Below are 22,845 nucleotides of genomic sequence, written 5' to 3' on the forward strand. Positions count from 1 at the left end.
TTGTGTTAGCGATGCGGCTCAAGGCCGAGATATTGCAGATGCCCGTGATCCCAGAGCGCCACGACCACGGCCCCCGGGTCATTGGTCTCCAAGGCCTCCAGGATCGCCTGATGACGTTTCAGCCCGTCGTCGGCATGGTGTTGACGGGCCTCTTCGCGCAGGTTCGTCGCCATCGGCAGCTGCAACTTGAGCAGAATCGGCGCCAGGGTGAAGTTCAACTGCCGGTTGTCGGCGAGTTCGACGACCGAGGCATGGAACCGGCGGTGCGCGTCGTCGCGAGCGAGGTCATCGGCGGCGATGCCCATGAGGTCCAGCGCCTCGCGCACGGGTGCCAGGGCCGTGTCCGGGTCGGGCAGGGGCAGAGCGCTCTCGATGGCGTGCCGCTCCAGGACGTGACGCAGCGCGAACAGCTGCAGGATGTCGGTGGGGGACCACTCGGTGACGCGGGACCCGCGGCGCGGGAGATGCTCGACGAGACCCTGCTGCGCGAGCTCTCGCAACGCCTCGCGCACCGGCGCGCGGCTGACGCCGAAGTCAGCGCACAGCTGCTCCTCGATGATCTTCTCGCCGGGCTTGAGCCCACCGCTCAGAATGGCGTCGCGAATGCGGCGCGCGGCCAGTTCGACCAGGCTCGTCGGTAGCTCGTATCCGTCGGATGCCATTGCTCGCCCGGATGCCATTGCTCGCCGCCTCCCTGGGTCCGTCCCCGTGCACCATGCCCGATTGTCGACAATCGTAGGAACCTTTCGGCCGATGCGCTTGGCCGTGGTCGGGTGGCGACCCTACCGACCCCCTTCGAGCAGGCCCGACGGCTGGAGGAACTGGCTGTGCTCAGGCGTGTCCCGGCACGCCGCGGCACCTCATCGCGGCGCCCGGGCATCGCGCCGGGATGGGGCCGATGCGCTGGACGGCCTCCCGTCGGCAGCGGAACCGGTCAGGTCGTCGGCACCAGCCAGCGAGTGAGCCACGCGCGCAACCGGTCCGCGTCGTTCGCGTGGCCTGCGGCGGCAAGGTAGCCGTCGGGCCTGACCAACAGCCACGCCGAACCCGACAACAGCTCATTGGGCGACACGACGCCACGGATCTGAATGACGTCGGCCCATGGGCCGGCCGCCTCGACGACCCGTTTCGCCCCACCGAGGATGGAGCCGGACACCAGCAGGGTCAACGTCGAGGTGTCGAGGAGGTCGTAGAGTCGGCCGTTCCCGTCGCCGGCCAGCGTGAGGTCGGGCACCCGGTCCCCGGCCCGCAGCTCGCCGATCCGGCCGCCGCCCTTGGCGATTGGGCACCCGCGGTACGTCGCGGCGATCTGCCCCAGCCGCGGCGCCGCCTTGCCCTGCACCTTGGCGCGGGACAGGGCGATCGGCGCCACCCTGGTGAGCGCTGCGTGCACCAGCGGACTGGTGGAGTTGAACACCTTGGTGGCGCGTTCGGTCATGCCCACCAACTGGCGGATGACGGGCAGTCGGTCGGACTCGTAGGTGTCGAGGAGTTCGGGCTTGGCGGTGCCGTCGAGCACCATCGCGAGCTTCCATGACAGGTTCACCATGTCCTGAATGCCCGCGTTCATGCCTTGCCCTCCCGCGGGGCTGTGCACGTGCGCGGTGTCTCCGCCGAAGAACACCCGACCGTGGCGGAGCGTCTCCATGTGCCTGCTGTTGATCCTGAAACGCGAGCTCCAGTCGAGGTCGTACAACCGCCCGGGAATGTGCACGGTGCGGTCGTAGAGGACTTGAATGTCGGCGAGCGTGGGTTCGTCGGCATCTCCCGTGAACCCGTCGGGATCGGTGGCCATGAAGCGAAAGCGCCCATCGCCCATGGGGAACACGGCCAGAAACCCGTTGGTGGCCAGGAAGATCGAGAGCTGGTCCTCGGCGAGGTCGCCCGCAACGTGGACGTCACCGAGCACGTAGTTCGTCGGCAGTGCCCGGCCAACGAATGGCAGGCCGAGACTCTTGCGCACGGGGCTGTGGGATCCGTCGGCGGCGATGACGTAACTCGCCTGGACCGCTTCGGACATACCGTCGGGTCCGGTCAGCATCACCTCGACATAGTCCGAACAATCTGTGAGATAGGAGAATTCGACGCTCCGCTCAACCTTGACGCCCTGGCGGGCCAGCTGCTCGGTCAGCAGTCGTTCGGTCTCGGACTGCGCGAGCATGAGGATGAAGTTGTATTCGCTCTTCATGGCGCCGAATTCGATGCCTGCGATCCGACGGCCGCCCGCATGCAGCGCGGTGCGGTGCGCTCGGTTGCCCAGTCGTAGCATCTCGTCGCCGACGCCGCGCGGGCGGAGGAGTTCCAGCGTGCGAGCCTGCACTCCGAGCGCGCGTGACGTCGTCGAGGGTTCGGCGGCCTTGTCGACGATCCGAACGTCGATCCCCATCCGCGACAGTTCGAGAGCGGCGGTCAGGCCGGTCGGGCCCGCGCCGATGACGAGGACGGGTAGGTGATGCGTGCCGTTCGACATGTCCGCTCCGATGCTCGGCCGTAAGTCAACAATTGGTGACTTAACCGTAAGCGTGCTCTCGCGTCATGTCAACGATTGGTGACTTACGGCTCGGCCATTAGACACCACCGCTAGAACGTGTTCTAGTTCAGAAGTGCTCGACTTTCCCGTGGAGAACCTCAGTGCTGAGGACGTCGAACGGCTGCGCGGCATCTACGAGCCCCTCACGCAGTCGGTTCGCGACTTGATCGACGCCACGATCCGCACCGAGGTCGACGGCGCTGCCGTGGCTGCCGCGAAGGCCGAGATCGACGCGGCAACGGCCCGGCTGCGGCGCAGGCAACTCGGAGGCCCCTTCGGCGTCCGATTCGGCGCGGAAGGGAGTCAGATGCCGTGGGGCAACGCCGTCATCGGCCTACGCAACCCGGTGGCGCCGCCTCTGGAGATCAAGCGCGGACCCGACGGCGGCCTCTTCGCCGACTTCCACCTCGGCGCGGCGTACGAGGGACCACCGGGCCACCTGCACGGAGGGGTCGCCGCCCTCATCCTCGATCACGTCCTTGGCGAGGTCGCGAGCTCCAGCGCCTCGGAGAAACCACGACTGACCGGCACCATCACGGTGCGCTACCGCCGGATCACCCCGCTGGGGGACTTGCGCGTCGACGCCGCGATCGTGCGCACCGAGGGCGTCAAGGCCTTCGCTGTCGGCCACCTGTCCGACGCCCAAGGGATCACCGTCGAGGCCGAGGGCGTGTTCATCCAGCCGAAGTGGGCACGCTGAGCACTCCTCAATCCGGGATGCTCACCAGGCTGCGGGTGATGTCGGCGATCTCGGCCACCAGCACGCGGCTGGCCGTCTCGTCGGGACCGAGGCGTCGGGCCGCATCCCGGATCCGCTGTTCGGCCGCAGCCAGGCGGTCGCTGTCGATGCGCCACGGCGCGCCGGGGGAGGCGGGACCGCCACCGAGGGCGTCGGCGTACTCGTCGACCGCAACGACGAAGTCACCGCTCAACGTCGCCGACGGGTGCGCGGGGAGGCTGGACTCCAGCGTTGCGCACGACGTGGTGATGGCGTTGAGCGCCGTCCGGTAGGACTTGAGCCAACGCCGGAGGTCGGCCGAGTCCGACGTGGTGGCGCCCGTCGCCGCCTCGAATGCGGCCCTGGCGCGGAACGCCCGCTCCCACGCGGCGGCCAGCGCCTCGCCCGGATGGTCCAGGCCGTGCACGAACGCCTTGATGACCGTTGCGGCATAGTCGATCTCGGTCTTCAACAACTCACCTGCGCGCTGCCGAAGCCGGATCATCGAGTGATCGGGCAGTGCCACGTGGACCAGGACGGCCAGCGCACCACCGATCAACGTCGCGATGATCCTGTCGGCCACGCTTCCCGCACCCGCGGTACCCGTCACGTCGATGAGGAACACGACGGCGGCGGCGACGGCGGCGGTCGACGCCAGGTAACCGAAGTGCGATACGGCGTAGGCGACGCCGAGGGCGAGCACTGCGAACGCCGCCGCGATCAGCCCGACGGGATGCCACATGGCCGCGAAGACCGACGCCACCAGAATGCCAACGGCATTGCCTGCGATCCGCCCGACGCACCGGGTGTAGGTATGCGCGGTCTCCGGCCGCAGCACCATGAGAACCGTGAGCGGAATCCAGTATCCGTGCGGGACGTCGGCGAAGCGCGCGACGGCGATCCCCGCGCCCGCCGCCGCCGCCAGCCGCAGCGCGTGCCGCAGGATCGGTGAACCCCACGCCATGTGCACGCCGACCGCGGCAACCGTCGCGGGCATGGCCGACCAGCCACCGCGCCGTCGACGCTCGACGACGTCGTCCGCGCCGGGGGACAGCTCGCCGAAGCGCACCGCGACCGCCTCGGCGAGTTGTCGCCCAAGCCGTTGGGCCAGTGCGAGATTCGTGGGAGCCACCGAACCAACCTTGCTCGCCATCTGGTGCAGCGCCTCGGTCGCGTCGCGTCTCGCCGAGCGGTGGTGCTCGGGCACCAGACCCAGCACTCGCCCGGCACCCCGCAGCACCTCGGCGATCGCGGGGTCGCCTGCCGATCTGCCCGCGAGCGCCTGCAACGTCACCGAAATGCGCTGCGGCAGCCCGTACCAGGCGCGGTAGGCCAGTGGACGCCGACGGGCCCGCCGGTCGGTCAGGGTGAACGTGTCGCGCAGCCGAACCAACGGCTGGGGATCCACGCCGGCCTCGGGATCGGCGGCGAGCTTGCCGGCGTCGACACCGAGCGAGCGGTACGCCCTCGTCAGTGCGTCCCGCTGCATCCGCCACCGGCGCCGCGGCCACAACGCGATCAGCACGGCCTGAAACGCGCCACCGCCGACGGTCAGCGCGGTCGCCGTCAAGACCGAGGACACGGTCGGCGGAATCGGAGGCGAGGTGACGAGCAGCGCACCAGCGGCCGCGGCGATGAGCCCGGCATTCGTGCTCACGGCCCACTGCATGCCCGCCAAGAAGCACCACCCCGCGACGACCGCGACGAAGAGCACCCCGTACGACGACGTGGCCGTCCCGAGCAGCACCGCCGCTCCCATCTGCAGCGAGACCGCGCCGACGAGTGGCAGCGGTCCGCGCGGACTGTCCTGCAACGCCGTGGCTCCGGCGATCGCCGCCGCGCCTGCGGCGGCCGTGGCCGCCCCTGCCGAGCCCCAGTGCAGGCCCGCGCCCGCCGCGGCCAGAACGCCGAGCAGGCTGCGCAGCACCGCACCGACGTCGGGCGCGGACAGCCAAGAGGGAAGCCGCTTGCTCACTGGGTCATCACGCACCCCATCCAACAGTCCACCGCGACCTGGCTCGCATCAGAACCATTGTGGGTGCGCCGTCCGTGCCCGGCGGTAGGTTCGTGCCGTGGAGAAGGTCGTCATCACGCTCAGGGGCGCAGTGGGGGACGAGGCGTGGTGCGAGAATCTGCGCACGACGGTCGCGGAGGACCTGCTCGCGCTTGGGCCACCGGGTCTGGTGCTCAACGTCCGCGACGCCGTGGTGGCCGATTCGCTGATGACCCTGACGACGCTGGAACCGCCGGTGACGGCACTGGTCAGCGTGTGGACCGAGGCGTCGTACGGGCCCGACGTCCGCGGCGCAGTGGCCCGGTTGGACCGTGAGTGCGACCGTGTGGACGCCTATCTGGTCACCGAATCGGTACCGCTGACGCCGCCGCGAACCGCCGACGGCGCCCGCACGGAGGGGTTCGCAAACGTCGCGCTGCTCCGTAGGCCCGCCGAACTCGACGCGGCCACCTGGTTCGCGCGCTGGCACTTCGACCACACCCCGGTGGCGATCGCGACGCAGGCGACCTTCGGATACGTCCAGAACGCCGTGGTGCGCCCACTGACCGCGGGCGCCGAGCCGATCGACGCGATCGTCGAAGAGCTCTTCCCCCTCGCGGCGACCAGGGACCTGCATGCGTTCTTCGGCGCCGCCGACGACACCGAACTGAAGGACAGGATGAACCGAATGATCGCTAGCACGACCGCGTTCGGCGCGAACCGGGACGTGGACACCGTACCGACCAGTCGCTACGCGTTCCGGTCTCCCTTCGCGGCGGCGTCCGAGACCGCAGGGGTGCGCGCGTGACCACGCTCGACGATGCGGTGAGTCTGGCCGCCGGGGAGAGCGGGCTCGCCGTGATCTCCACCGTCCGCGCCGACGGCACCGTGCAGGCGTCGCTGGTCAACGTCGGTGCCCTCGACCATCCGGAGTCGGGGGACCGCGTGCTCGGGTTCGTCACCTACGGCAAGGTCAAGCTCGCCAACCTACGGGTTCGGCCTCAGCTCGCCGTGACGTTCCGCAATGGGTGGCAATGGGCGACCGTCGAGGGCACCGCGTCACTCGTCGGGCCGGACGACGCCGCACCCTGGTTGACCGACGGCGAGCTGCGGCTTCTGCTGCGTGAGGTGTTCACCGCGGCGGGGGGCACGCACGACGATTGGGACGAGTACGACCGGGTGATGGCCGAGCAGCGCAGGACGGTCGTCTTCGTCGCACCCACGCGCGTGTACTCCAACGGCTGACGCATACGCTGCTGGCGTGCCAGCGCAGAGCGACCTAGTGCAGACCGACGACGCCAACGGCGTGCGAACCCTCACCCTGAACCGGCCCGAGGCGCTCAACGCGTTCAACGAGGCGCTGTACGACTCCACGACGATCGCGCTGCGCGGCGCGGACGCCGACCCGTCGGTGGCGGTCATCCTGATGACGGGAACGGGCCGGGCGTTCAGCGCGGGCAACGACCTGGTGGAGATGCAGGCACGCATCACCGATCCCGAGTTCACGCCGGGCGAGCATGGCTTCCCCGGCATGATCGAGACGCTGACAGCGCTGCGGAAACCGTTGGTGCTGGCCGTCAATGGTCTCGGCGTTGGGATCGGCGCGACGATCCTTGGCTATGCCGACTTGGTGTTCATGTCGTCGACGGCGCGGTTGAAGTGTCCGTTCACCAGCCTCGGCGTGGCACCGGAGGCGGCGTCGTCGTATCTGCTGCCGCAGCTGATCGGGCGGCAGAACGCCGCGTGGATGCTGTTGTCCTCGGAGTGGATCAGCGCCGACGAGGCTCAGCGGATGGGGATCGCCTGGCGGGTGTGCGAGCCAGACGAACTGCTGTCCGAGGCGCGGCGACACGCGGAAGTGCTTGCGTCCCGGCCGATTCCGAGCCTGATCGCCGTCAAGCAGACGATGGTGGAGCCGACCAGGGCGGAGATCGCCGCTGCCGCAGCTCGGGAGTACGCCCAGTTCGAGCAGTTGCTTGGGGCGGCGGCCAACGCCGATGCGCTGGCAGCGTTCACCGACCGGCGCGAGTCGTCGGCGTAGGAATGCTCAGACCCCCGCGTGCACGGGACAGCCCTTCTTGGACGCCGCCTCGATGATGGCCCTGAGCGTGCGGGCGCACCGTCCGCAGTCGGTCCCGGCCCCACAGGCGTCGGCGATCTGCTTCGACGTCGACTTGCCGGACGCGACGAGCTCACTGACGGCCTGACTGGTGACACCGGTGCAGAGACACACGAACATCAGCTCACCCGTCCCGTCGTGCGTGCCGAGCGGCTCGAAATCCCGCACCGCGGCCTTTTCGCCGGTGACGGGAAATGGCGGTACGGAATGGTCCGCTGAAAATGGCCATTACGAAGAGCGGTCGATTCGGTCGCATTTTCGCGGCGAGGAGAAAAGGCGTCGAGAATGAGGGAGTGCGTGCCGTACTCGCTCATTGGTTCCGCCTCGCATTCACGTGCGCCAGCGGAGGGGCCACCGCTGCGTCCTTCGGGTTAGTGGAGTCTAACCTTACTTAGGGCAGCCAGTCCATCATCGGTGGCCGTGAGCCTGGTTTGCCTACCCTCACCTGCACCGTCGATGGATGCTCAGGATTCGAAACCGGTCCGAAACCGCCGCCGAACCAACGTTGCGGCAGGCTCACTCCTCTAGATTGGGAGTACGTGCCAGCCCGCACGACGCACGGACACTCGACCAGCCCCGACGGGGTTACAGGAGCGACGAATGCAAGGCGATCCCGAAGTTCTGAAATTGCTCAACGAACAATTGACCAGTGAACTCACGGCCATCAATCAGTACTTTCTGCATTCCAAGATGCAGGACAGTTGGGGCTTCAGCGAATTGGCCGGGCACACCCGCAAAGAGGCATTCGAGGAAATGACCCACGCGGAGATCATCACCGACAGAATTCTCCTGCTGAACGGCCTGCCGAACTACCAGCGTCTCTTCTCGGTCAAGGTCGGCCAGACGCTGCGCGAACAGTTCGAGTCGGATCTCACGATCGAGTACGACGTCGTCACCCGACTGAAGCCCGGCGTCGTGATGTGCCGCGAGAAGGGCGACGCGACCAGCGCCAACCTGCTCGAGGGCATCCTCGCCGACGAGGAGGAACACATCGACTACCTGGAGACACAGCTGGAGTTGATGGACAAGCTCGGCGAGCAGCTCTACGCGGCCCAGTGCGTCTCGCGGCCTCCCCAGGGCGGCACCGCGTAACTCTCTAGCCTGTCTAAACGATACGGTGTAGGGCGGCACCCACGCCTCGAACACCATCGGAGGCAGGCATGACGAGTCCCACGGGGACCACACCCGCGGATCCCGAATCCGCCAGCGCACTGATCAGCCCGCGACGACGAAACTTCATCTTCGTCGGCGTACTCCTCGGCATGCTGCTGGCCGCCCTCGACCAGACGATCGTGGCGACGGCGCTGCCCACGGTCGTCGCCGACCTCGGCGGCGCGGGCCACCAAGCCTGGGTCGTGACGAGCTACCTGCTGGCGTCGACGATCGTCACGGCGATCGTCGGCAAGCTCGGCGACCTCTTCGGCCGCAAGAAGGTGTTCCAGGCCGCCGTGCTGTTCTTCCTGGTCGGCTCGATCCTGTGCGGCCTCGCCGGTTCGATGACGATGCTGGTTGCCGCCCGCGCCCTTCAGGGCATCGGCGGCGGCGCGCTCATGGTCACCGCGATGGCCGTCATCGGCGAGGTCATCCCGCTGCGCGATCGAGGTCGGTACCAGGGCGCGCTCGGCGCGGTGTTCGGCGTGACGACCGTCATCGGACCCCTGCTCGGCGGCTTCTTCACCGACCACCTCAGCTGGCGGTGGGCATTCTGGATCAACGTCCCGGTTGGCATCGTCGTCCTGCTCGTCGGTGCCGCCGCCCTCCCGGCCCTGGCGAGTGCGGCCAAACCCGTCATCGACTACCTCGGCATCCTCTTCGTCGGCGTCGCGGCGTCGGGGTTGACCCTTGCCACCAGCTGGGGCGGCGGCGAGTACGCGTGGACGTCGCCGATGATCATCGGACTGTTCGTCGTCTCGGCCGTCGCGCTGGCCGCCTTCATCTGGGCGGAGACCAGAGCTGCCGAACCCATCCTCCCGATGCGGCTGTTCGCCAGTCCGGTATTCACGGTGTGCTGCATTCTCGGCTTCATCGTCGGCTTCGCGATGCTCGGCGCGCTGACGTTCATGCCGACCTTCATGCAGTTCGTCGACGGCGTGTCCGCCACGGAGTCTGGGCTTCGCACGCTGCCGATGGTGGCCGGTCTGCTGATCACGTCGATGAGCAGCGGTTCGATCGTCGGACGCACGGGCCGCTACAAGATCTTCCCCGTCGCGGGCACCGCCATCATGGCCGTCGGGTTCCTTCTGCTGTCCACCATGGACCAGGCGACGCCGACCTGGCAGCAGTCCGTGTACCTGTTCGTCCTCGGCACCGGCATCGGGTTGTGCATGCAGGTGCTGGTGCTCGTCGTGCAGAACACGTCCACCTACTCCGATCTCGGCGTCGCCACCTCAGGTGTCACGTTCTTCCGGACCATCGGGAGTTCCTTCGGCGCAGCCATCTTCGGCTCGTTGTTCGCCAACTTCCTGGCGGCCCAGATCGGACCCGCGCTCGCTGCAGGCGGCGCGCCGCCCGCCGCAGCCGAATCCCCGCAGGCGCTGCACCAACTCGCGCCCGAGATGGCCGCGCCGATCATCGGCGCCTATGCCGATTCGTTGGGCACCGTATTCCTGTGCGCGGTGCCGGTCGCCGTGGTCGGCTTCGTCGTCGCGCTGTTCCTCAAGGAGGTGCCGTTGCGCGAGATCGATGCCGCGTCGGCCACCGACCTCGGGGAGGGCTTCGGCATGCCGAGTACCGAATCGCCCGAGAAGATCCTCGAAGTCGCGGTGGGGCGGATGTTCAGGGACTCCCCGGAACTCCGTCTGCGCAAGCTTGCCGGCGGCCCCGGGTGTGAGCTGCCGGTCGCGCAACTGTGGGCTTTGCTGCAGATCTACCGTCAGAACCAGGCGTTCGGATCGGCCACGCTCGCGCAGATCGGCGAACGTCTGCGCATGCCGTTCGAGGTGCTGCAACCGACGTTCGACGACGTGGTGCGCACCGGATACGCGCTGAGCGGCGAGACGGGCGACGAACACCGGGCCGACGGCACGGGCAAGCTGTTCCTCACGCAGTCCGGCATTCGTCAGGTGGACACGTTGTCCGCGGCGATCGTCGGCCGCATCGTCGACAAGTTGGCGCAATCGCCGACCTACGAGGGCAGCCCCGACCGCGCGGCGGTCGATGCGGCCCTGGAACGGATCGCGCACCGGATGCTGGTGCAACGCGACTGGACCGACGACCCCAAGGCGTTGACCGCCGCGCAGTGACGGCCCGAGAAACTAGAACGTGTTCCAGAAGTCGGCGTACCATTCGCCCATGAGTCGCATTGGATCCTTCGCCGACGACGACGCCGCGGGGTGGATAGTCAAATCGCCCGACATCGGCACCGCCATGGCCGGTTTCACCCACGCGGTGTACACCAAGAACCGACTGCCGATGCGCGTCCGCGAACTGGCCCGCATGGTGATCGCGCTGGACAACGAGTGCGTGGTGTGCCAGAACACCCGAGATTCCGACGGCATCGCCGCGGGGGTCGACGAAGACCTCTACGACCACGCCGCGCAGTGGCAGACCTGGCCCGGCTACAGCAGCCAGGAACGCGTCGCCGCCGAGTTCGCGGCCCGGTTCGCCGCCGATCACACGGCACTCCGCGACGACGAGGACTTCTGGGACCGCTGCAACCGGGAGTTCGACCACGAGCTCCTCACCGACCTGGCGCTGTCGTGTGCCATGTGGCTCGGCATGGGCCGGATGCTCCGCACGCTGGACATCGGCCAAAGCTGCCAGCTCACCCTGTGACCCGCCGCGCGACGGTCGCGGCGCAGCGGTACAGAATGAATGCCATGCCAGCCAAACCCCTCGCCGCGGCAGCCATCGCACAGCTCGAGTCCGACGGCGTCGCCACCGTCATCGGCAGCGTCGTCAATCCCGCGGGATTGGTGCACGCCAAGACGGTGCCCGTCCGCAGAATCGGGGCGTTCGCCGACCCGGGGCTCGGCGCCAGCCCCGTCTGGCACGTCTTCGCCATCGACCAGGCGGGAATCGTCGTCGGCGAACGCATCAGCGCCGTCGGCGATCAGCGCATCCGCATCGATCTCGACGAGCTGCGCACCCTCGGCGACGGGTTGGCATGGGCCCCTGGCTCATTCTTCGACCAGGACGGAGCACCGGATCCCTACTGCGGCAGAGGGACGTTGGCCCGCATCGGGGAACGCCTCGCGGCGGCCGGTCTGGACGCGCTCGTCGGCCACGAGATGGAGTTCGTCCTCGTCGGACCCGACGGGGCCCGACTGCCTTCGGACCTGTGGGCGCAGTACGGCTTGGCAGGCGTCCTCGAATTCGAGGGCTTCGTCAAGGACGTCACCGAGGCCGCGACGACGGCGGGCGTCGGCATCGAGCAGTTTCACCCCGAGTACGGCGCCAACCAGTTCGAGATCTCGCTGGCACCCAAGTCGCCCGTCTCGGCTGCCGACCAATTGATGCTGATGCGGCTGATCGTCGGACGCGTCGCCCGGCGTCACGGTGTTCGGGCCAGCCTGTCTCCGGTGCCGTTCGCCGGAAGCGTCGGATCCGGTGCGCACCAACACTTCTCACTACAGCACGACGGAGTGTCGCTGTTCTCCGGTGGGCAGGGCGCCCGCGGGATGAGGCCATCGGGTGAAGCGGCCGTGGCGGGCCTTCTGGCCGGACTGCCCCAGGCGCAGGCCGTGCTGTGCGGATCGATCCTGTCGGGCATTCGCATGCAGCCGGGCAGCTGGTCGGGTGCCACCGTGTGCTGGGGCACCGAGAACCGGGAAGCCGCAATCCGATTCCTCGCAGGCGGGCCCGGCAACCCGTACGGCGCCAACGTCGAGGTCAAGGTCGTCGACCCCTCGGCGAACCCGTACTTCGCCTCCGCGGCCATCCTGGGGCTCGCCTTGGACGGCATCGATCGGGAACTGGCGCTGCCACCCGAGACCACCGTCGACCCCGGCACCCTGACCGACGCGCAGCGGGCCGACGCAGGAATCGTCGTCCTCGCGGACGCCCAACCGGAGATCGTCGCCGCCTTGGCCGGATCCTCGCTGCTGCGAGGCATTCTCGGCGACGCCGCGGTCGACGCCATCGTGGCGGTCCGCGGCTACGAACACGAGAACTACGGCGACCTCACCCCGGAGGAACTAGCCCAGAAGTTCCGGCTGGCCTGGAGTGTGTAGACGCCGGGTCAGATCAGACCCGTCGCGTCGAAGATCCACGACGTGTCCGCCGAGGCAAGCTCTTCCATCCAGGTCGGTGGGGCCGTGGCGGTCAGCCCGCTCATGTCCCAGTAGTCCTTCCAGATGGTGACCTTGCCGTTCTCGACCCGGTGCACGGAGACGAAACGCAGCACGGCCTTTTCGCCGGTAGTCCAGCCCCACGTCTCGGAGTGCTCGTACATCACGGCCGGTCCGTCGCTGACCAGCAGGCCGTCGTGATTCTCATAGGAAGCAAGGGGTCCAAGGCCCACCTTCAGTCGCTTGACGATGTCGTCGGGTCCACGAGCCGCGAGGGTGGGGCCGACCGGCATGTCGGCGTAGATGCAGTCGTCGGAAACCGACGACTTCACCGCCTCCCAGTCCCGGGCCGACAAGGCCTTCCACAGACCGAGAACCGTATCCTCAACCGACACTTGACAACTCACCCTTCTCAGTAGGTATTGCAGGTGCGCGATGCGCAGCGCGCAGGAACCGCCCGGTGCGGTGTCGCCCCACCAGGTCGGTGGCCACGCCGTCGAGGAACACGGCCCGGCCACCGACGAGCACCGCGGTGACCGTGCCCTCGTTGCGGTTCACCATCCTGGACAGCCCGCCGTACTGCTCGACCGACTCCTCGGCGTAGGCGTCGAGCCTCTCGTCGAGGCACTCGGGATCGACGATCACGACGTCGGCGCGGTCGCCGATGCGCAGGTGGCCCGCGTCGAGCCGGTACCAGTCGGCGAGCTCGCCGGTCAGACGATGCACCGCCCGTTCGACGGACATGAACGGCAGGCCCGCCTTCTCGGCATCGCGGACGTGGCGCAGCAGCCGCAACCCCATGTTGTAGAAGGCCATGTTGCGCAGGTGCGCGCCGGCATCGGAGAAGCCCATCTGAATGCCGTCGTCCGTGGCGAGCTTCCTGAGCACGTCGGGCCGGTGGTTGGAGATCGTCGTGCGCCACCGCAACGCCGTGCCATGCTCCAGCACCAGATCGAGGAACGCGTCGACGGGATGCAGGCCACCACGATCCACGCCGACCCGCCCGAAGGACTTGCCGACCACGGTGGCATCTGGACATTCGACGATGTCGGCGTCGAAGAAGTCGCGGTGCCATACCCGCACTCCGAACTTGCTCTCGTAGTCCTTGCGGAACTGGCGCCGGTAGGACTCGTCGCGCATCAACGCGTTGCGCTCGACCTCGTCGCGCAGATGCAAAGCGGCTGCGCCGGAACCGAACTCCTCGAAGATCACCAGGTCGATGCCGTCGGCGTACACCTCGAACGGCACCGGCAGGTGCTGCCAACGGAAGTCCCCGCCGAGCCTGGTGATCAGCCGCGCGGCCGGTCCAAGGACGCGGACGGCATACGGGTTGGACTTCACGTCGGCCGCCGAGAGCAGGCTGGTCTTGAGCGGGTTGCGAAACAGGCCGAGCGACTGCGCGATCTGCGAGACGAGATTGCCCGGATTCTGGATGTCGGGACCCGACTGCAGAACTCGACCAGCATTGCGCAGCAAGGACTTCAGTCTGCGCAGTTCGCGTGCCCTGGCGTACGTCGACGGCAGCGTGCGGGAACGGCAGACGTCGCCGTCGAGCTTGTCGAACAGCAGCTGCATCGACGACATGCCGACGAAGCCCGCGTCGAGAGCCTCGCCGAGCATGCGTTCCATCTCGCGCTGCTCGGGTTTGGTGGGACGTTCGGATTTTCGGGTGGCCCGATCGAGACCCATCACCGCGGTCCGCATGTCGGAGTGCCCGATGAAGGCCGCCACGTTCGGTCCAAGCGGAAGGGACTCCAGGGCCGCCACGTATTCGTTGCAGGTCCGCCAGGTCTTGTGTCCGTCGATGGCGGCGATGACGTGCTCGCGAGGGATGGCCTCGACGCGCCCGAACAGGTCGCCTGCCTCAGTACCGTCGACGTGGATCGTCGACAGTGAGCAGGAGCCGAGCATCACCGTCGTCACCCCGTGGCGCAGGGACTCGCTCAGTGCGGGACCGCCGAGCACCTCGACGTCGTAGTGCGTGTGGATGTCGAGCAGACCCGGCAGCACCCACTTGCCGGTCGCGTCGATCACCTGCGGGCAATTGCCTTCTGACTCACGGCCTTCGCCCGACCGCTCATCCACGAGGTCGTCGGCCGACATCGCCACCACGTGCCCGTCGCGGATCCCGATCGTGCGGACCGCGGACGGGGCACCCGTGCCGTCGAACCAACGGCCGTTTCGAATGATCGTGTCGTACGTCACTCCGTCATAGAACCGCCGCGACGGACAGGTGTCAACGAAAAAGTGAACAGTTTTAGAAATTTGTCTAGTGTTCTGCCCAGGCGTCGGGTCGCCGTCCGTCGACGTCGGTGAACCCGTATTCGCGGGCCAACTGCACCGAACTCGCCGAGCGCTGGTTCCACCGCGCCCGATCCGGGTCGGCGGCGATCGCGGCCACCCCACGGCCGACGAATCGCGGTGTCTCTGACTCGGTGAAGGCCGCAGGCGCGGTGCTGTGGCCGTCGTTTCGGCCCGGCTCAAGGGCGGTCTCCCAGTCGGCCTCGGTCACGCCGTAGTTCTCCAGCATCATCTCCGACCGCAACCAGCCGGGCGTGACCGCGACGGCCGTACAGCCGAACGGCGCCAGGTCATGACCCTCGCTGAACGCGATTCGGTTCACCGACACCTTCGCCAGGTCGTAGAACACCGACAGTCGGTAGTTGTGGGCATTGAACTCCGCCGTGCCGTCCGTGACCTCGACCAGCAGTCCGCCGGGGCGTTCGACGAGCAGCGGCAGAAGGCAGTGCGACGTGATCAGGTGCGTGTCGACGCCGAGTCGCAGGATGCGCAGGCCATCCTCGAGGTCGTGCTCCCACAGGGGCCGGTTCCACGTCGACGGCGGACCCTTGAGCACCTCCGCACCCCAGATGTCGTTGACCAGGATGTCGATGGCGCCATAGTCGTCGCGGAGCCGGTCGGCCAGGGCACGCACCTGATCGACGTCGAGGTGGTCGGTGGGGATCGCGACGCCCTCGCCGCCGAGCTCGGTGACGAGTTGCGCTGTCTCCTCGATGGTTTCGGGACGATCGTAGTCCGAGCGCAAGTCGACCACGTCGCTGGTGCGCCCGGTGCACACCACGGTGGCGCCCGCTTCGCCGAGCGCGGCAGCGATCCCACGGCCCGCTCCGCGGGTGGCACCCGCGACTACCGCGACGCGACCTGACAGCGCCGCGCGGTCGCTTCCCGTTGACATGCCGATGAGTATTCGCCGTTCGGGGCATCCTCACAGGCAAGTTGGTGATCACGGGGCATACTCGAGTTCGTGACTCCGCTGCAGCGCTACATCGCCGAAGAGATCGCCACCGACCACGTCGACGGTCTGTTGTCGCGCCGCGAGGCGTTGCGCCGGTTGGCCCTCATCGGGGTGGGAGCCAGCGCGGCCACCGCGCTCTTCGCCGCCTGCAGCACCGACGACAAGCCCGCCGCCGACAAGCCCACCGCCGACGCGCCGGTGACGTCGAGCGGCGCGGCGACCGAGAAGGCCCCGCCGCCGGGCGTCGAGAACGAGATCACGACGGCACCCGTCACCTGGGCCGGTCCGCGCGGCGAACTCCAGGGCGCCTGGGCCGAGGCCGCGACCCCGAAGGGCGCGGTGCTCGTCATCCACGAGAACAAGGGCCTCACCGACTGGGCGCGCTCGGTCGCCGGCCGCTTCGCGGGCATCGGCTACTCGGCGCTCGCCATCGACCTGCTCTCGGCCGAGGGCGGCACGGCGAAGTTCACCGACCCCGCCGAGGCCACCGCAGCGCTGAGCAAGATCTCGCCGGAGGACTTCGTGGCCGACATGAAGTCGGGCGTGACCGAACTCCAGAGCCGAACCCCGGGAGCGAAAGTCGCCGCCGTGGGCTTCTGCATGGGCGGCGGGCTGGTGTGGCAGTTGCTGGCCTCCGGCGAACCGCAGCTCGCCGCCGCCGTGCCCTTCTACGGCCCGCTGCCCGACGGCGCCGACTTCGCAGGCTCCAAGGACGTCGCGGTACTGGCGTTCTACGGCTCCAAGGACGCCAGGGTCACCGGGACCAAGGACGCCGCCCAGCAGGCCTTGGACAAGGCCGGGGTGGTGAACGAACTCGTCGTGGAACAGGACGCCGACCACGCGTTCTTCAACGACACCGGGGAACGCTACGACCCGACCGCCGCCGCGGACGCCTGGCAGCGGGTGCAGGACTGGTTCACCAAGTACGTCGGTTGAGTCGAGCGGGCCGGCCGTTCACGACGCGTTCAGCCGCCCGTTCACCTCCGGTTCGCCACCGCACACGCGGCCCCGGTCAGATGAACCATGCGGGTTGTGCAGGTCGCCAACTTCTACGGCCCGCGTTCCGGAGGGCTTCGTACCGCGGTCGACCGGCTGGGTGCGGAGTACACCGCCGCCGGACACGAGGTGTACCTGGTGGTGCCGGGTCCGGCAGCGGCCCAGGAGAGGTTGCCGTCGGGCGTCACGCGAATTGCCATGCCCGCGAGGCAAATTCCATTCACCGGCGGATACCGCGCGGTTCATCCACGGCCCATCACCGCTCTTCTCGGTGAGTTGGCGCCCGACGCGCTTGAGGTGTCCGATCGACTGACCCTTCGTTCCCTCGGACCGTGGGGCCGACGACACGACGTTGCCACGGTGATGATCTCGCACGAACGCCTCGACCGCCTCGCCGGGCAACTTCTGCCGCAGCGCGCCGCCAGGGCCGTCGCCGACTTCGCCAACCGCAGGACCGCGGCGAACTACGACACCGTCGTGTGCACGACCGCGTTCGCCCGTGAGGAGTTCGATCGCATCCACGCACCCAACGTCGTCACGGTGCCGCTTGGCGTGGACCTCGAACAGTTTCACCCCCGGCGGCAGTCGGCGCTGGTGCGCCGTCGCTGGGCCACTCCCGAGCAGACACTGTTGGTGCACTGCGGCAGGCTGTCGGTCGAGAAGCGGGCCCATCGCAGCATCGATGCGATTGCGGCGCTTCGTGATTCGGGTGTCGACGCGCGCCTCGTCGTCGTGGGGGAGGGCCCGCTGAGGGCGAGACTCGAGCGTCACGCCGCCCGCCTGCCGGTCGACTTCACCGGTTTCATCGGGTGCCGCGACACCGTGGCTGCGATCCTCGCGTCCGCCGACGTCGCGCTGGCGCCCGGTCCCCACGAGACCTTCGGATTGGCCGCGCTGGAGGCCCTTGCGTGTGGCACTCCCGCCGTCGTCTCGAAGACGTCCGCCCTCGCCGAGATCCTCACCGGTGACAGCGGGGTGGCCGCCGACAACGACCCGGAGGCGATCGCTCGCGCCGTGTCATCGGTCATCAGCAGGCCGGCATCTGCGCGCCGGCTAGGGGCTCGCCGACGGGCCGAGCACTTCTCGTGGCCCCGGTCGGCTGCCGGAATGCTCAAGGTCCTCGGCGCAGCCGAGTCGCGAGGCTGAGCCGGACGCTACGTTGTCCAAATGGTCGATCCCCCGGCGGGTCCCGCTGACATGGACCGCGCGCGGACGCTGTGGTTCGCGCTGCTGCTCACACTGGCCAATGGGTTCATGGACGCCCACACCTATTACGTGCGCGGAGGCGTCTTCGCCAACGTGCAGACCGGCAACGTCATCTTCTTCGCGATCGACTCCTCTGAGCGCAGATGGGGCGAGGCGATGGCTCACGTCTGGCCGATCCTGGCCTTCATCGCAGGCGTCGGACTTGCTTCGCACATCAAGTCGGGGCGCGTCGAGCGCATCGTGCCGCACCCGCTGCGATGGACGATGGCCGTGCAGGTCGTGGTCCTCGTCGTCATCGGATTCGTGCCTGCGACCGTCGCGCACAGCTACGTCGTGGTACCCATCGCCTTCCTGGCCGCCATGCAGATCGGGCTGTTCCGCACCATCGGCGACCTGGCCTACATGCCGGTGGCCACGACCGGAAATCTGCTGCGCTTCGTCGAGATGGGCTACGAGGGGCTCACCGAGAAGAGCCCCGCGGCATGGCGCGCGTGCAGCGTCTACGGCACCCTCATCGTCGCCTTCGCAGGCGGTGCTCTGCTCGGCGCGTTCAGCAGTCGCGCATGGGGCGTCCACGCCGTCTGGCTGGCGGCTGCCATCATCGCCGTCACGCTCGTCGTCTTCCTCGTCGACGAGCGCGTGCTTCGCCTGGGTCGACGGCGAAGCTAAACCGAACGACGCCGCGGTGGGACGGGCACGGTCGTCATCGGGTGGCCCGCGGGTTTGAACCACGGCCATCCTGGGCATCCGCGGCATTAAGCGCGTACGTCAATTCACGACGTACCACCAGCCGGAGGTGCTCGAGATGGATAGCAATACCGTCGTGTGGGTCGTCGTGGGCGTCGCGGTGGTCCTGCTCGTGATTCTGCTGCTCGCGTTCGTCGCCCGCAGTGCACGGGATCGCAAGCGCACTGCCGAGTCCGACCGCATCCGTGAGGAGATGCGTGAAGAGAACGCCCGCGTTGAGAAGCGCGAGGCGATCGCTGCCGAGACCGACGCCAGGGCACGCGCCGCTGCGGCGGAGGCGGAGGCCAAGGCCGCCGAGGCGGCCCGCCTGGCCGACCGCGCGGCATCCCACCGCACCGAGGCGGCCAGCTCGCGTGAGCATCTCGACGCTCAGCTCGAGCACGCCGACAGCATCGACCCGCGCCTCAAGCGCAACGACAAGCAGGACGACACGCGGGACGAGGACTACGACGGGGTCGACGATCGGGCCAAGCGCGACGAGCTTCCCCGCGACGATCTTGCCCGCGATGACCAGTACCGCAACCCGGACTACGCCGATCCGCAATATGCCGACCCGAAGCTGCAGGACCCCCAGTATCAGGATCCCCAGTACCGCCCGCAGCACGACCCGCAGCACCGCGTCGTCAACTAGGCCCCCCAAGATCTGCCGTGTCCCGACCATCCCGGTCGGGGCACGGCAGATCCCTTTGGGGCCAACGTTTTTGGGGGCTAGCGTCGTTCAGGCCTCCAGCAGCTGCGCGACCAGCAGCCGAGCCAGCCACTCCTCGAAGGACTTGACCGACCAACCCCTGACCCGGACGAACCGATCGAACAGGCACGGATCGGTGGCGAACCACGCAACGTCGACCGCCCGGGCGCGAGATAGCCCCCCGGTCAACGCGCCGAGGTGGCCGAGCCGCTGAACCACCGCCCGCGCCCCGGCCAGCCGGTCCCGTTGCGATTCGTCCAAGAGTTGGCGCGCGTCCGCGTCGGCGTCGGCGGCGACCTCGAGAACGCCGAACAGATCGGCCAGCCGCACGTCGATCTCGACCAGGACGTGGGCCCATGCCGTGAGCAGCGCGACGGGATCGTCGTCGGCGAGCAGATCGCGGACCGCGGGCCGGTCCGCAACGGCGACGGGCGCGTCGTCGCCTGCCACGGCCCAGTCCAGTGCCAGCTTGAGCAGCTCGAGCTTGCCGCCGACGGCGCTGAACACGGTCTTGCGGCTGACCCCCGCGGCGGCTGCGATCGAATCGATGGTGGTTGCGCCGTAGCCGATCTCGACGAACGAGCGCGCCGCGGCCCCGACGATGGACCGCCGGGTGTCCGCGGCCTGCGCCGACCGCAGACCGGAGCGGTAGACCCGCTTGACATCGTCACTCATTGGAGTCACTCTCGTTGTATTCAATACACTCCAAGTTACCTTAAATGAGGAACGAATGCGTACCATCGTCGTGGGCGCAGGCCCGACCGGGCTGTACACCGCCCTCGCACTCGCCCGTCGCGGACGACGGGTGACCGTCGTCGACCGCGACCCCGGGCCGCCTGCGGCAGGCGCGTGGCACCGCAGGGGCGTCATGCAGTTCCACCATGCCCACACGTTCCGCGCGCCAGTCGTCGATGCGCTGCGCGCCGAGATGCCCGACGTCATGGGCCATCTCGACGCCGCAGGCGCCACGGTCGTTGCCGCGCCCGACGGACGGCCCGCCGCGCTGTGGTGCCGCCGCGCCACGTTCGATGCGGCCCTGCGACGCGCGGCCTGCAACGAACCCTCGATCACCCTGCACACCGGGCACGTCGACGGGCTCGTCACCGAACGTGGCCGGACGGCGGGGGTTCGACTGCGCGACGGCACCATCGCCGCCGACCTCGTCATCGACGCGTCGGGACGGTCCAGCCGGTTCACCAACGGCCTTCGGATGTCTGCGGAGGGCGGCGACTGCGGAGCGGTGTACGTCGATCGACGGTATCGGCTTCGCCAGGGCGTGACGCTCCCGCCGACCAACTCGCCCGTCGGTCTGTCGTTGAACTTCGCAGGCTACTTCGCGATCGCGTTCGGCCACGACGCCGGGACGTTCTCGATCACCTTCGCCCACGACGGCGGCGACCACCGGCTGCGCGATCTGCGTTTCCCCGAGGTCTTCGAGGCCGCCACCAGGTCCATTCCCGGTCTTGCGGAGTGGACGGACCCCGACGTCGCCGTGCCGATCGCCCGGGTACTGCCCGGCGGCAGGCTGTTCAACGGCTATCGCGGCCAATTCGACGCCACGGGTCGGCCCTCCGCGCCCGGCCTGATCTCGGTGGGCGACGCGGTCTGCACCACCACGCCGCTCGCGGGTCGCGGCGTGACGTTGGCGTTGGCGCAGGCCCGTGCCCTCGTCGCGGCGCTCGACTGCCACGGTGCTGACACCGATTCGGCTGCAAGGCAATTCGATGACTGGTGCACCGCGAATGTGCGGCCATGGTTCGATGACCACGTCAGCACCGACGCCGACCGCGTCCGGCGATGGCGCGGCGGTCGGGTCGACACCAGCCGTCGACTGCCGTCCGACCTGGTGGTCGCAGCGGGCGCCGTCGACCACACCGTGCGGGCAGGCGCCGAGCCCTACGCCACGATGACCGCCCTACCCGCCAGCCTGGACGCCGTCGAACCGCGAGCGAGGGAGATCTTCGCAGCGGGGTGGCGGCCCGCAGAACCGGACGGGCCGAGCCGCGACGAACTCGCCGAGCTGTGCGCCGCTCACGCGCGTCGGGTCGCCTAGGTCGGCGGGGTCCACGCGACGGGAAGCCGCTTGATCCCGTGGATGAACGCCGACTGCAGGCGGTCCGGCTCCTCGGTGGCCGCCAGGTCAGGGACGACGCGATGCAGCTCCTCGAACGCCACGGTGATCTCGCGGCGGGCCAGGTTGGCGCCGAGGCAGAAATGCGCGCCGCCACCGCCGAAGCCGACGTGCGGATTCGGCTGGCGTCGGACGTCGAAGGTCCACGGATCGTCGAACTTCGCGGCGTCGCGGTTGGCCGAGCCGTACCAGAGCGTCACCTTGTCTCCCGGCACCAGCGGCACACCGCTGAGCTCGGTGTCGCGGGTGACCGTGCGGCGCATGTACGCCACCGGCGACGCCCACCGAACCACCTCCTCGACGGCCGTCGGGGCGACGGTCGGGTAGTCATTCCACCAGACGTCACGCTGCTCGGGGTGCTTGCTCAGCGCGAGGACACCGTGGCTGATCGCGTTGCGGGTGGTCTCGTTGCCTGCCACCACCAGCAGGATGAAGAACGACGCGACCTCGCTGGAGGTGAGGCGCTCGCCGTCGAGTTCGGCCTGCACCAGGCTGGTGGTCAGATCGTCACCGGGACGGGCGCGCCGGTCGTCGGCCAGCGCCGCGGCGTATGCGCCGATGTCCATCGCGACCTTGACGAACTCGTCGAAGTCGGTCGCGATGTCGGGGTCGCCGAAGCCGAGAATCACGTTGGTCCAGTGGAAGACCCGTTGATGATCATCCTCGGGAATGCCCATCATGTCGCAGATGATCTGGAGCGGAAGGGGGCCGGCCAGGGAGGTCACCAAATCGGCTGACCCGTCGGGATTGTCGGTGACCATGGCCTGCACCAGCCGCCGCGCCCGGTCGCGCACCGAATCCTCGATGCGGGCCAGCACCCGCGGCGTGAACGCGCTCCTGACGATGTTGCGAAGCCTGCTGTGCCGGGGGTCGTCGAGCGCGATCATCGAACCGAAGTACTCGGCGAGCTCGGGCGCCTGGTCGCCAATGACGATGCCCTGCGCAGAACTGAAGATCTCGGGGTGACGGCTGGCGTGGAAGACGTCGGCGTAGCGGGTGACCGCCCAGTGGCCCCGGCCCGGGTCGAAACCGTCCTGGACGAACTCCGGGTGATGGGAGACGGGAGCTTCGCGGCGCAGGGTGGCGAAGGCGCCGTCGCGCACCTCGTCGTCGAATGCCCAGAAATCCCAAGAGCCGAGGTTGATCTCCGACAGCGGAACCTCTGGCGGGGCGGCCCCGTTGACGCGCGTCGCAAAACCCATTCACATCACCTCACCGTCGGATGAGGCCGAG

General features: G+C 68.6%; 22 protein-coding genes. 13 read left to right on the plus strand and 9 right to left on the minus strand.

Going from position 1 to position 22,845, the window contains the following annotated elements:
* Nucleotides 1-5: 5 nt before the first annotated feature.
* Complete coding sequence (locus ABW137_RS36755; RefSeq protein WP_526408062.1) at nt 6-680, minus strand: GntR family transcriptional regulator; 675 nt, start codon at nt 678-680, stop codon at nt 6-8.
* A 254-nt stretch (nt 681-934) separates the two neighbouring features.
* On the minus strand, nt 935-2,470 hold the full coding sequence (locus ABW137_RS36760; RefSeq protein WP_526408064.1) for an FAD-dependent oxidoreductase: 1,536 nt from the start codon (nt 2,468-2,470) through the stop codon (nt 935-937).
* 133 nt (nt 2,471-2,603) lie between these two features.
* On the opposite strand from ABW137_RS36760, the gene ABW137_RS36765 reads away from it, so the two are divergent.
* Nucleotides 2,604-3,230, plus strand: coding sequence for a PaaI family thioesterase (locus tag ABW137_RS36765; protein WP_526408066.1), 627 nt, complete (start codon nt 2,604-2,606; stop codon nt 3,228-3,230).
* 7 nt (nt 3,231-3,237) lie between these two features.
* Here ABW137_RS36765 and ABW137_RS36770 read toward each other — a convergent pair whose 3' ends face one another.
* Nucleotides 3,238-5,238 (minus strand): FUSC family protein, encoded by a 2,001-nt coding sequence (locus ABW137_RS36770; RefSeq protein ID WP_526408068.1) that lies wholly within the window; start codon nt 5,236-5,238, stop codon nt 3,238-3,240.
* A gap of 82 nt (nt 5,239-5,320) precedes the next feature.
* Here ABW137_RS36770 and ABW137_RS36775 point away from each other — a divergent pair, with 82 nt between their 5' ends.
* From ABW137_RS36775 to ABW137_RS36785, 3 genes are read left to right on the plus strand one after another with little or no spacing between them, the layout of a single operon-like run.
* Complete coding sequence (locus tag ABW137_RS36775; protein WP_526408070.1) at nt 5,321-6,049, plus strand: EthD domain-containing protein; 729 nt, start codon at nt 5,321-5,323, stop codon at nt 6,047-6,049.
* A complete protein-coding gene (locus ABW137_RS36780) occupies nt 6,046-6,486 on the plus strand; it encodes a TIGR03618 family F420-dependent PPOX class oxidoreductase (RefSeq protein WP_526408072.1) in 441 nt (146 codons plus the stop codon). The genes ABW137_RS36775 and ABW137_RS36780 overlap by 4 nt, the downstream gene beginning before the upstream one ends.
* A gap of 16 nt (nt 6,487-6,502) precedes the next feature.
* On the plus strand, nt 6,503-7,282 hold the full coding sequence (locus ABW137_RS36785; protein ID WP_526408074.1) for an enoyl-CoA hydratase/isomerase family protein: 780 nt from the start codon (nt 6,503-6,505) through the stop codon (nt 7,280-7,282).
* 6 nt (nt 7,283-7,288) lie between these two features.
* On the opposite strand, the gene ABW137_RS36790 is transcribed toward ABW137_RS36785, so the two are convergent.
* Nucleotides 7,289-7,480, minus strand: coding sequence for a (2Fe-2S)-binding protein (locus ABW137_RS36790; protein WP_526408140.1), 192 nt, complete (start codon nt 7,478-7,480; stop codon nt 7,289-7,291).
* Between the two features lie 480 nt (nt 7,481-7,960).
* Here ABW137_RS36790 and bfr point away from each other — a divergent pair, with 480 nt between their 5' ends.
* The 4 genes from bfr to ABW137_RS36810 all read left to right on the plus strand — a co-directional run bounded on the left by bfr (nt 7,961) and on the right by ABW137_RS36810 (nt 12,531).
* Nucleotides 7,961-8,452, plus strand: a complete 492-nt coding sequence (bfr, locus tag ABW137_RS36795) for a bacterioferritin (RefSeq protein WP_526408076.1) — start codon at nt 7,961-7,963, stop codon at nt 8,450-8,452.
* A gap of 68 nt (nt 8,453-8,520) precedes the next feature.
* Nucleotides 8,521-10,602 carry an MDR family MFS transporter gene (locus tag ABW137_RS36800; protein ID WP_526408078.1) on the plus strand — a complete coding sequence of 694 codons (2,082 nt, stop codon included), beginning with the start codon at nt 8,521-8,523 and terminating at the stop codon, nt 10,600-10,602.
* A gap of 49 nt (nt 10,603-10,651) precedes the next feature.
* On the plus strand, nt 10,652-11,134 hold the full coding sequence (locus ABW137_RS36805; protein WP_526408080.1) for a carboxymuconolactone decarboxylase family protein: 483 nt from the start codon (nt 10,652-10,654) through the stop codon (nt 11,132-11,134).
* A 35-nt stretch (nt 11,135-11,169) separates the two neighbouring features.
* Nucleotides 11,170-12,531, plus strand: a complete 1,362-nt coding sequence (locus ABW137_RS36810) for a type I glutamate--ammonia ligase (protein WP_526408082.1) — start codon at nt 11,170-11,172, stop codon at nt 12,529-12,531.
* Between the two features lie 8 nt (nt 12,532-12,539).
* Here ABW137_RS36810 and ABW137_RS36815 read toward each other — a convergent pair whose 3' ends face one another.
* The 3 genes from ABW137_RS36815 to ABW137_RS36825 form a co-directional block, all read right to left on the minus strand.
* Nucleotides 12,540-12,983 carry a nuclear transport factor 2 family protein gene (locus ABW137_RS36815; RefSeq protein WP_526408084.1) on the minus strand — a complete coding sequence of 148 codons (444 nt, stop codon included), beginning with the start codon at nt 12,981-12,983 and terminating at the stop codon, nt 12,540-12,542.
* The gene (locus ABW137_RS36820; RefSeq protein WP_526408086.1) at nt 12,973-14,793 is read right to left on the minus strand and encodes an N-acyl-D-amino-acid deacylase family protein; all 1,821 of its coding nucleotides are present in this window, start codon (nt 14,791-14,793) and stop codon (nt 12,973-12,975) included. Before ABW137_RS36820 ends, ABW137_RS36815 begins: the two co-directional genes overlap by 11 nt.
* 64 nt (nt 14,794-14,857) lie before the next feature.
* On the minus strand, nt 14,858-15,784 hold the full coding sequence (locus tag ABW137_RS36825) for an SDR family oxidoreductase (RefSeq protein ID WP_526408088.1): 927 nt from the start codon (nt 15,782-15,784) through the stop codon (nt 14,858-14,860).
* A 69-nt stretch (nt 15,785-15,853) separates the two neighbouring features.
* Here ABW137_RS36825 and ABW137_RS36830 point away from each other — a divergent pair, with 69 nt between their 5' ends.
* From ABW137_RS36830 to ABW137_RS36845, 4 genes are all read left to right on the plus strand, one after another.
* Nucleotides 15,854-16,780 carry a dienelactone hydrolase family protein gene (locus ABW137_RS36830; RefSeq protein WP_526408090.1) on the plus strand — a complete coding sequence of 309 codons (927 nt, stop codon included), beginning with the start codon at nt 15,854-15,856 and terminating at the stop codon, nt 16,778-16,780.
* Nucleotides 16,781-16,867: 87 nt separating this feature from the next.
* Complete coding sequence (locus ABW137_RS36835) at nt 16,868-17,986, plus strand: glycosyltransferase (RefSeq protein ID WP_526408092.1); 1,119 nt, start codon at nt 16,868-16,870, stop codon at nt 17,984-17,986.
* Between the two features lie 21 nt (nt 17,987-18,007).
* Nucleotides 18,008-18,715, plus strand: coding sequence for a YoaK family protein (locus ABW137_RS36840; RefSeq protein WP_526408094.1), 708 nt, complete (start codon nt 18,008-18,010; stop codon nt 18,713-18,715).
* Between the two features lie 136 nt (nt 18,716-18,851).
* Nucleotides 18,852-19,424: a hypothetical protein gene (locus ABW137_RS36845; RefSeq protein WP_526408095.1), complete on the plus strand. Its 573-nt coding sequence runs from the start codon at nt 18,852-18,854 to the stop codon at nt 19,422-19,424.
* An 87-nt stretch (nt 19,425-19,511) separates the two neighbouring features.
* On the opposite strand, the gene ABW137_RS36850 is transcribed toward ABW137_RS36845, so the two are convergent.
* Nucleotides 19,512-20,156, minus strand: coding sequence for a TetR/AcrR family transcriptional regulator (locus tag ABW137_RS36850; protein ID WP_526408097.1), 645 nt, complete (start codon nt 20,154-20,156; stop codon nt 19,512-19,514).
* A gap of 55 nt (nt 20,157-20,211) precedes the next feature.
* On the opposite strand from ABW137_RS36850, the gene ABW137_RS36855 reads away from it, so the two are divergent.
* On the plus strand, nt 20,212-21,534 hold the full coding sequence (locus ABW137_RS36855; RefSeq protein WP_526408099.1) for an FAD-dependent oxidoreductase: 1,323 nt from the start codon (nt 20,212-20,214) through the stop codon (nt 21,532-21,534).
* On the opposite strand, the gene ABW137_RS36860 is transcribed toward ABW137_RS36855, so the two are convergent.
* Nucleotides 21,531-22,814, minus strand: coding sequence for a cytochrome P450 (locus ABW137_RS36860; protein WP_526408101.1), 1,284 nt, complete (start codon nt 22,812-22,814; stop codon nt 21,531-21,533). The two genes, ABW137_RS36855 and ABW137_RS36860, sit on opposite strands and share 4 nt — an antisense overlap.
* Nucleotides 22,815-22,845: the final 31 nt, after the last annotated feature.

This window comes from Mycobacterium sp. (assembly GCF_040509115.1).
Lineage (GTDB): Bacteria > Actinomycetota > Actinomycetes > Mycobacteriales > Mycobacteriaceae > Mycobacterium.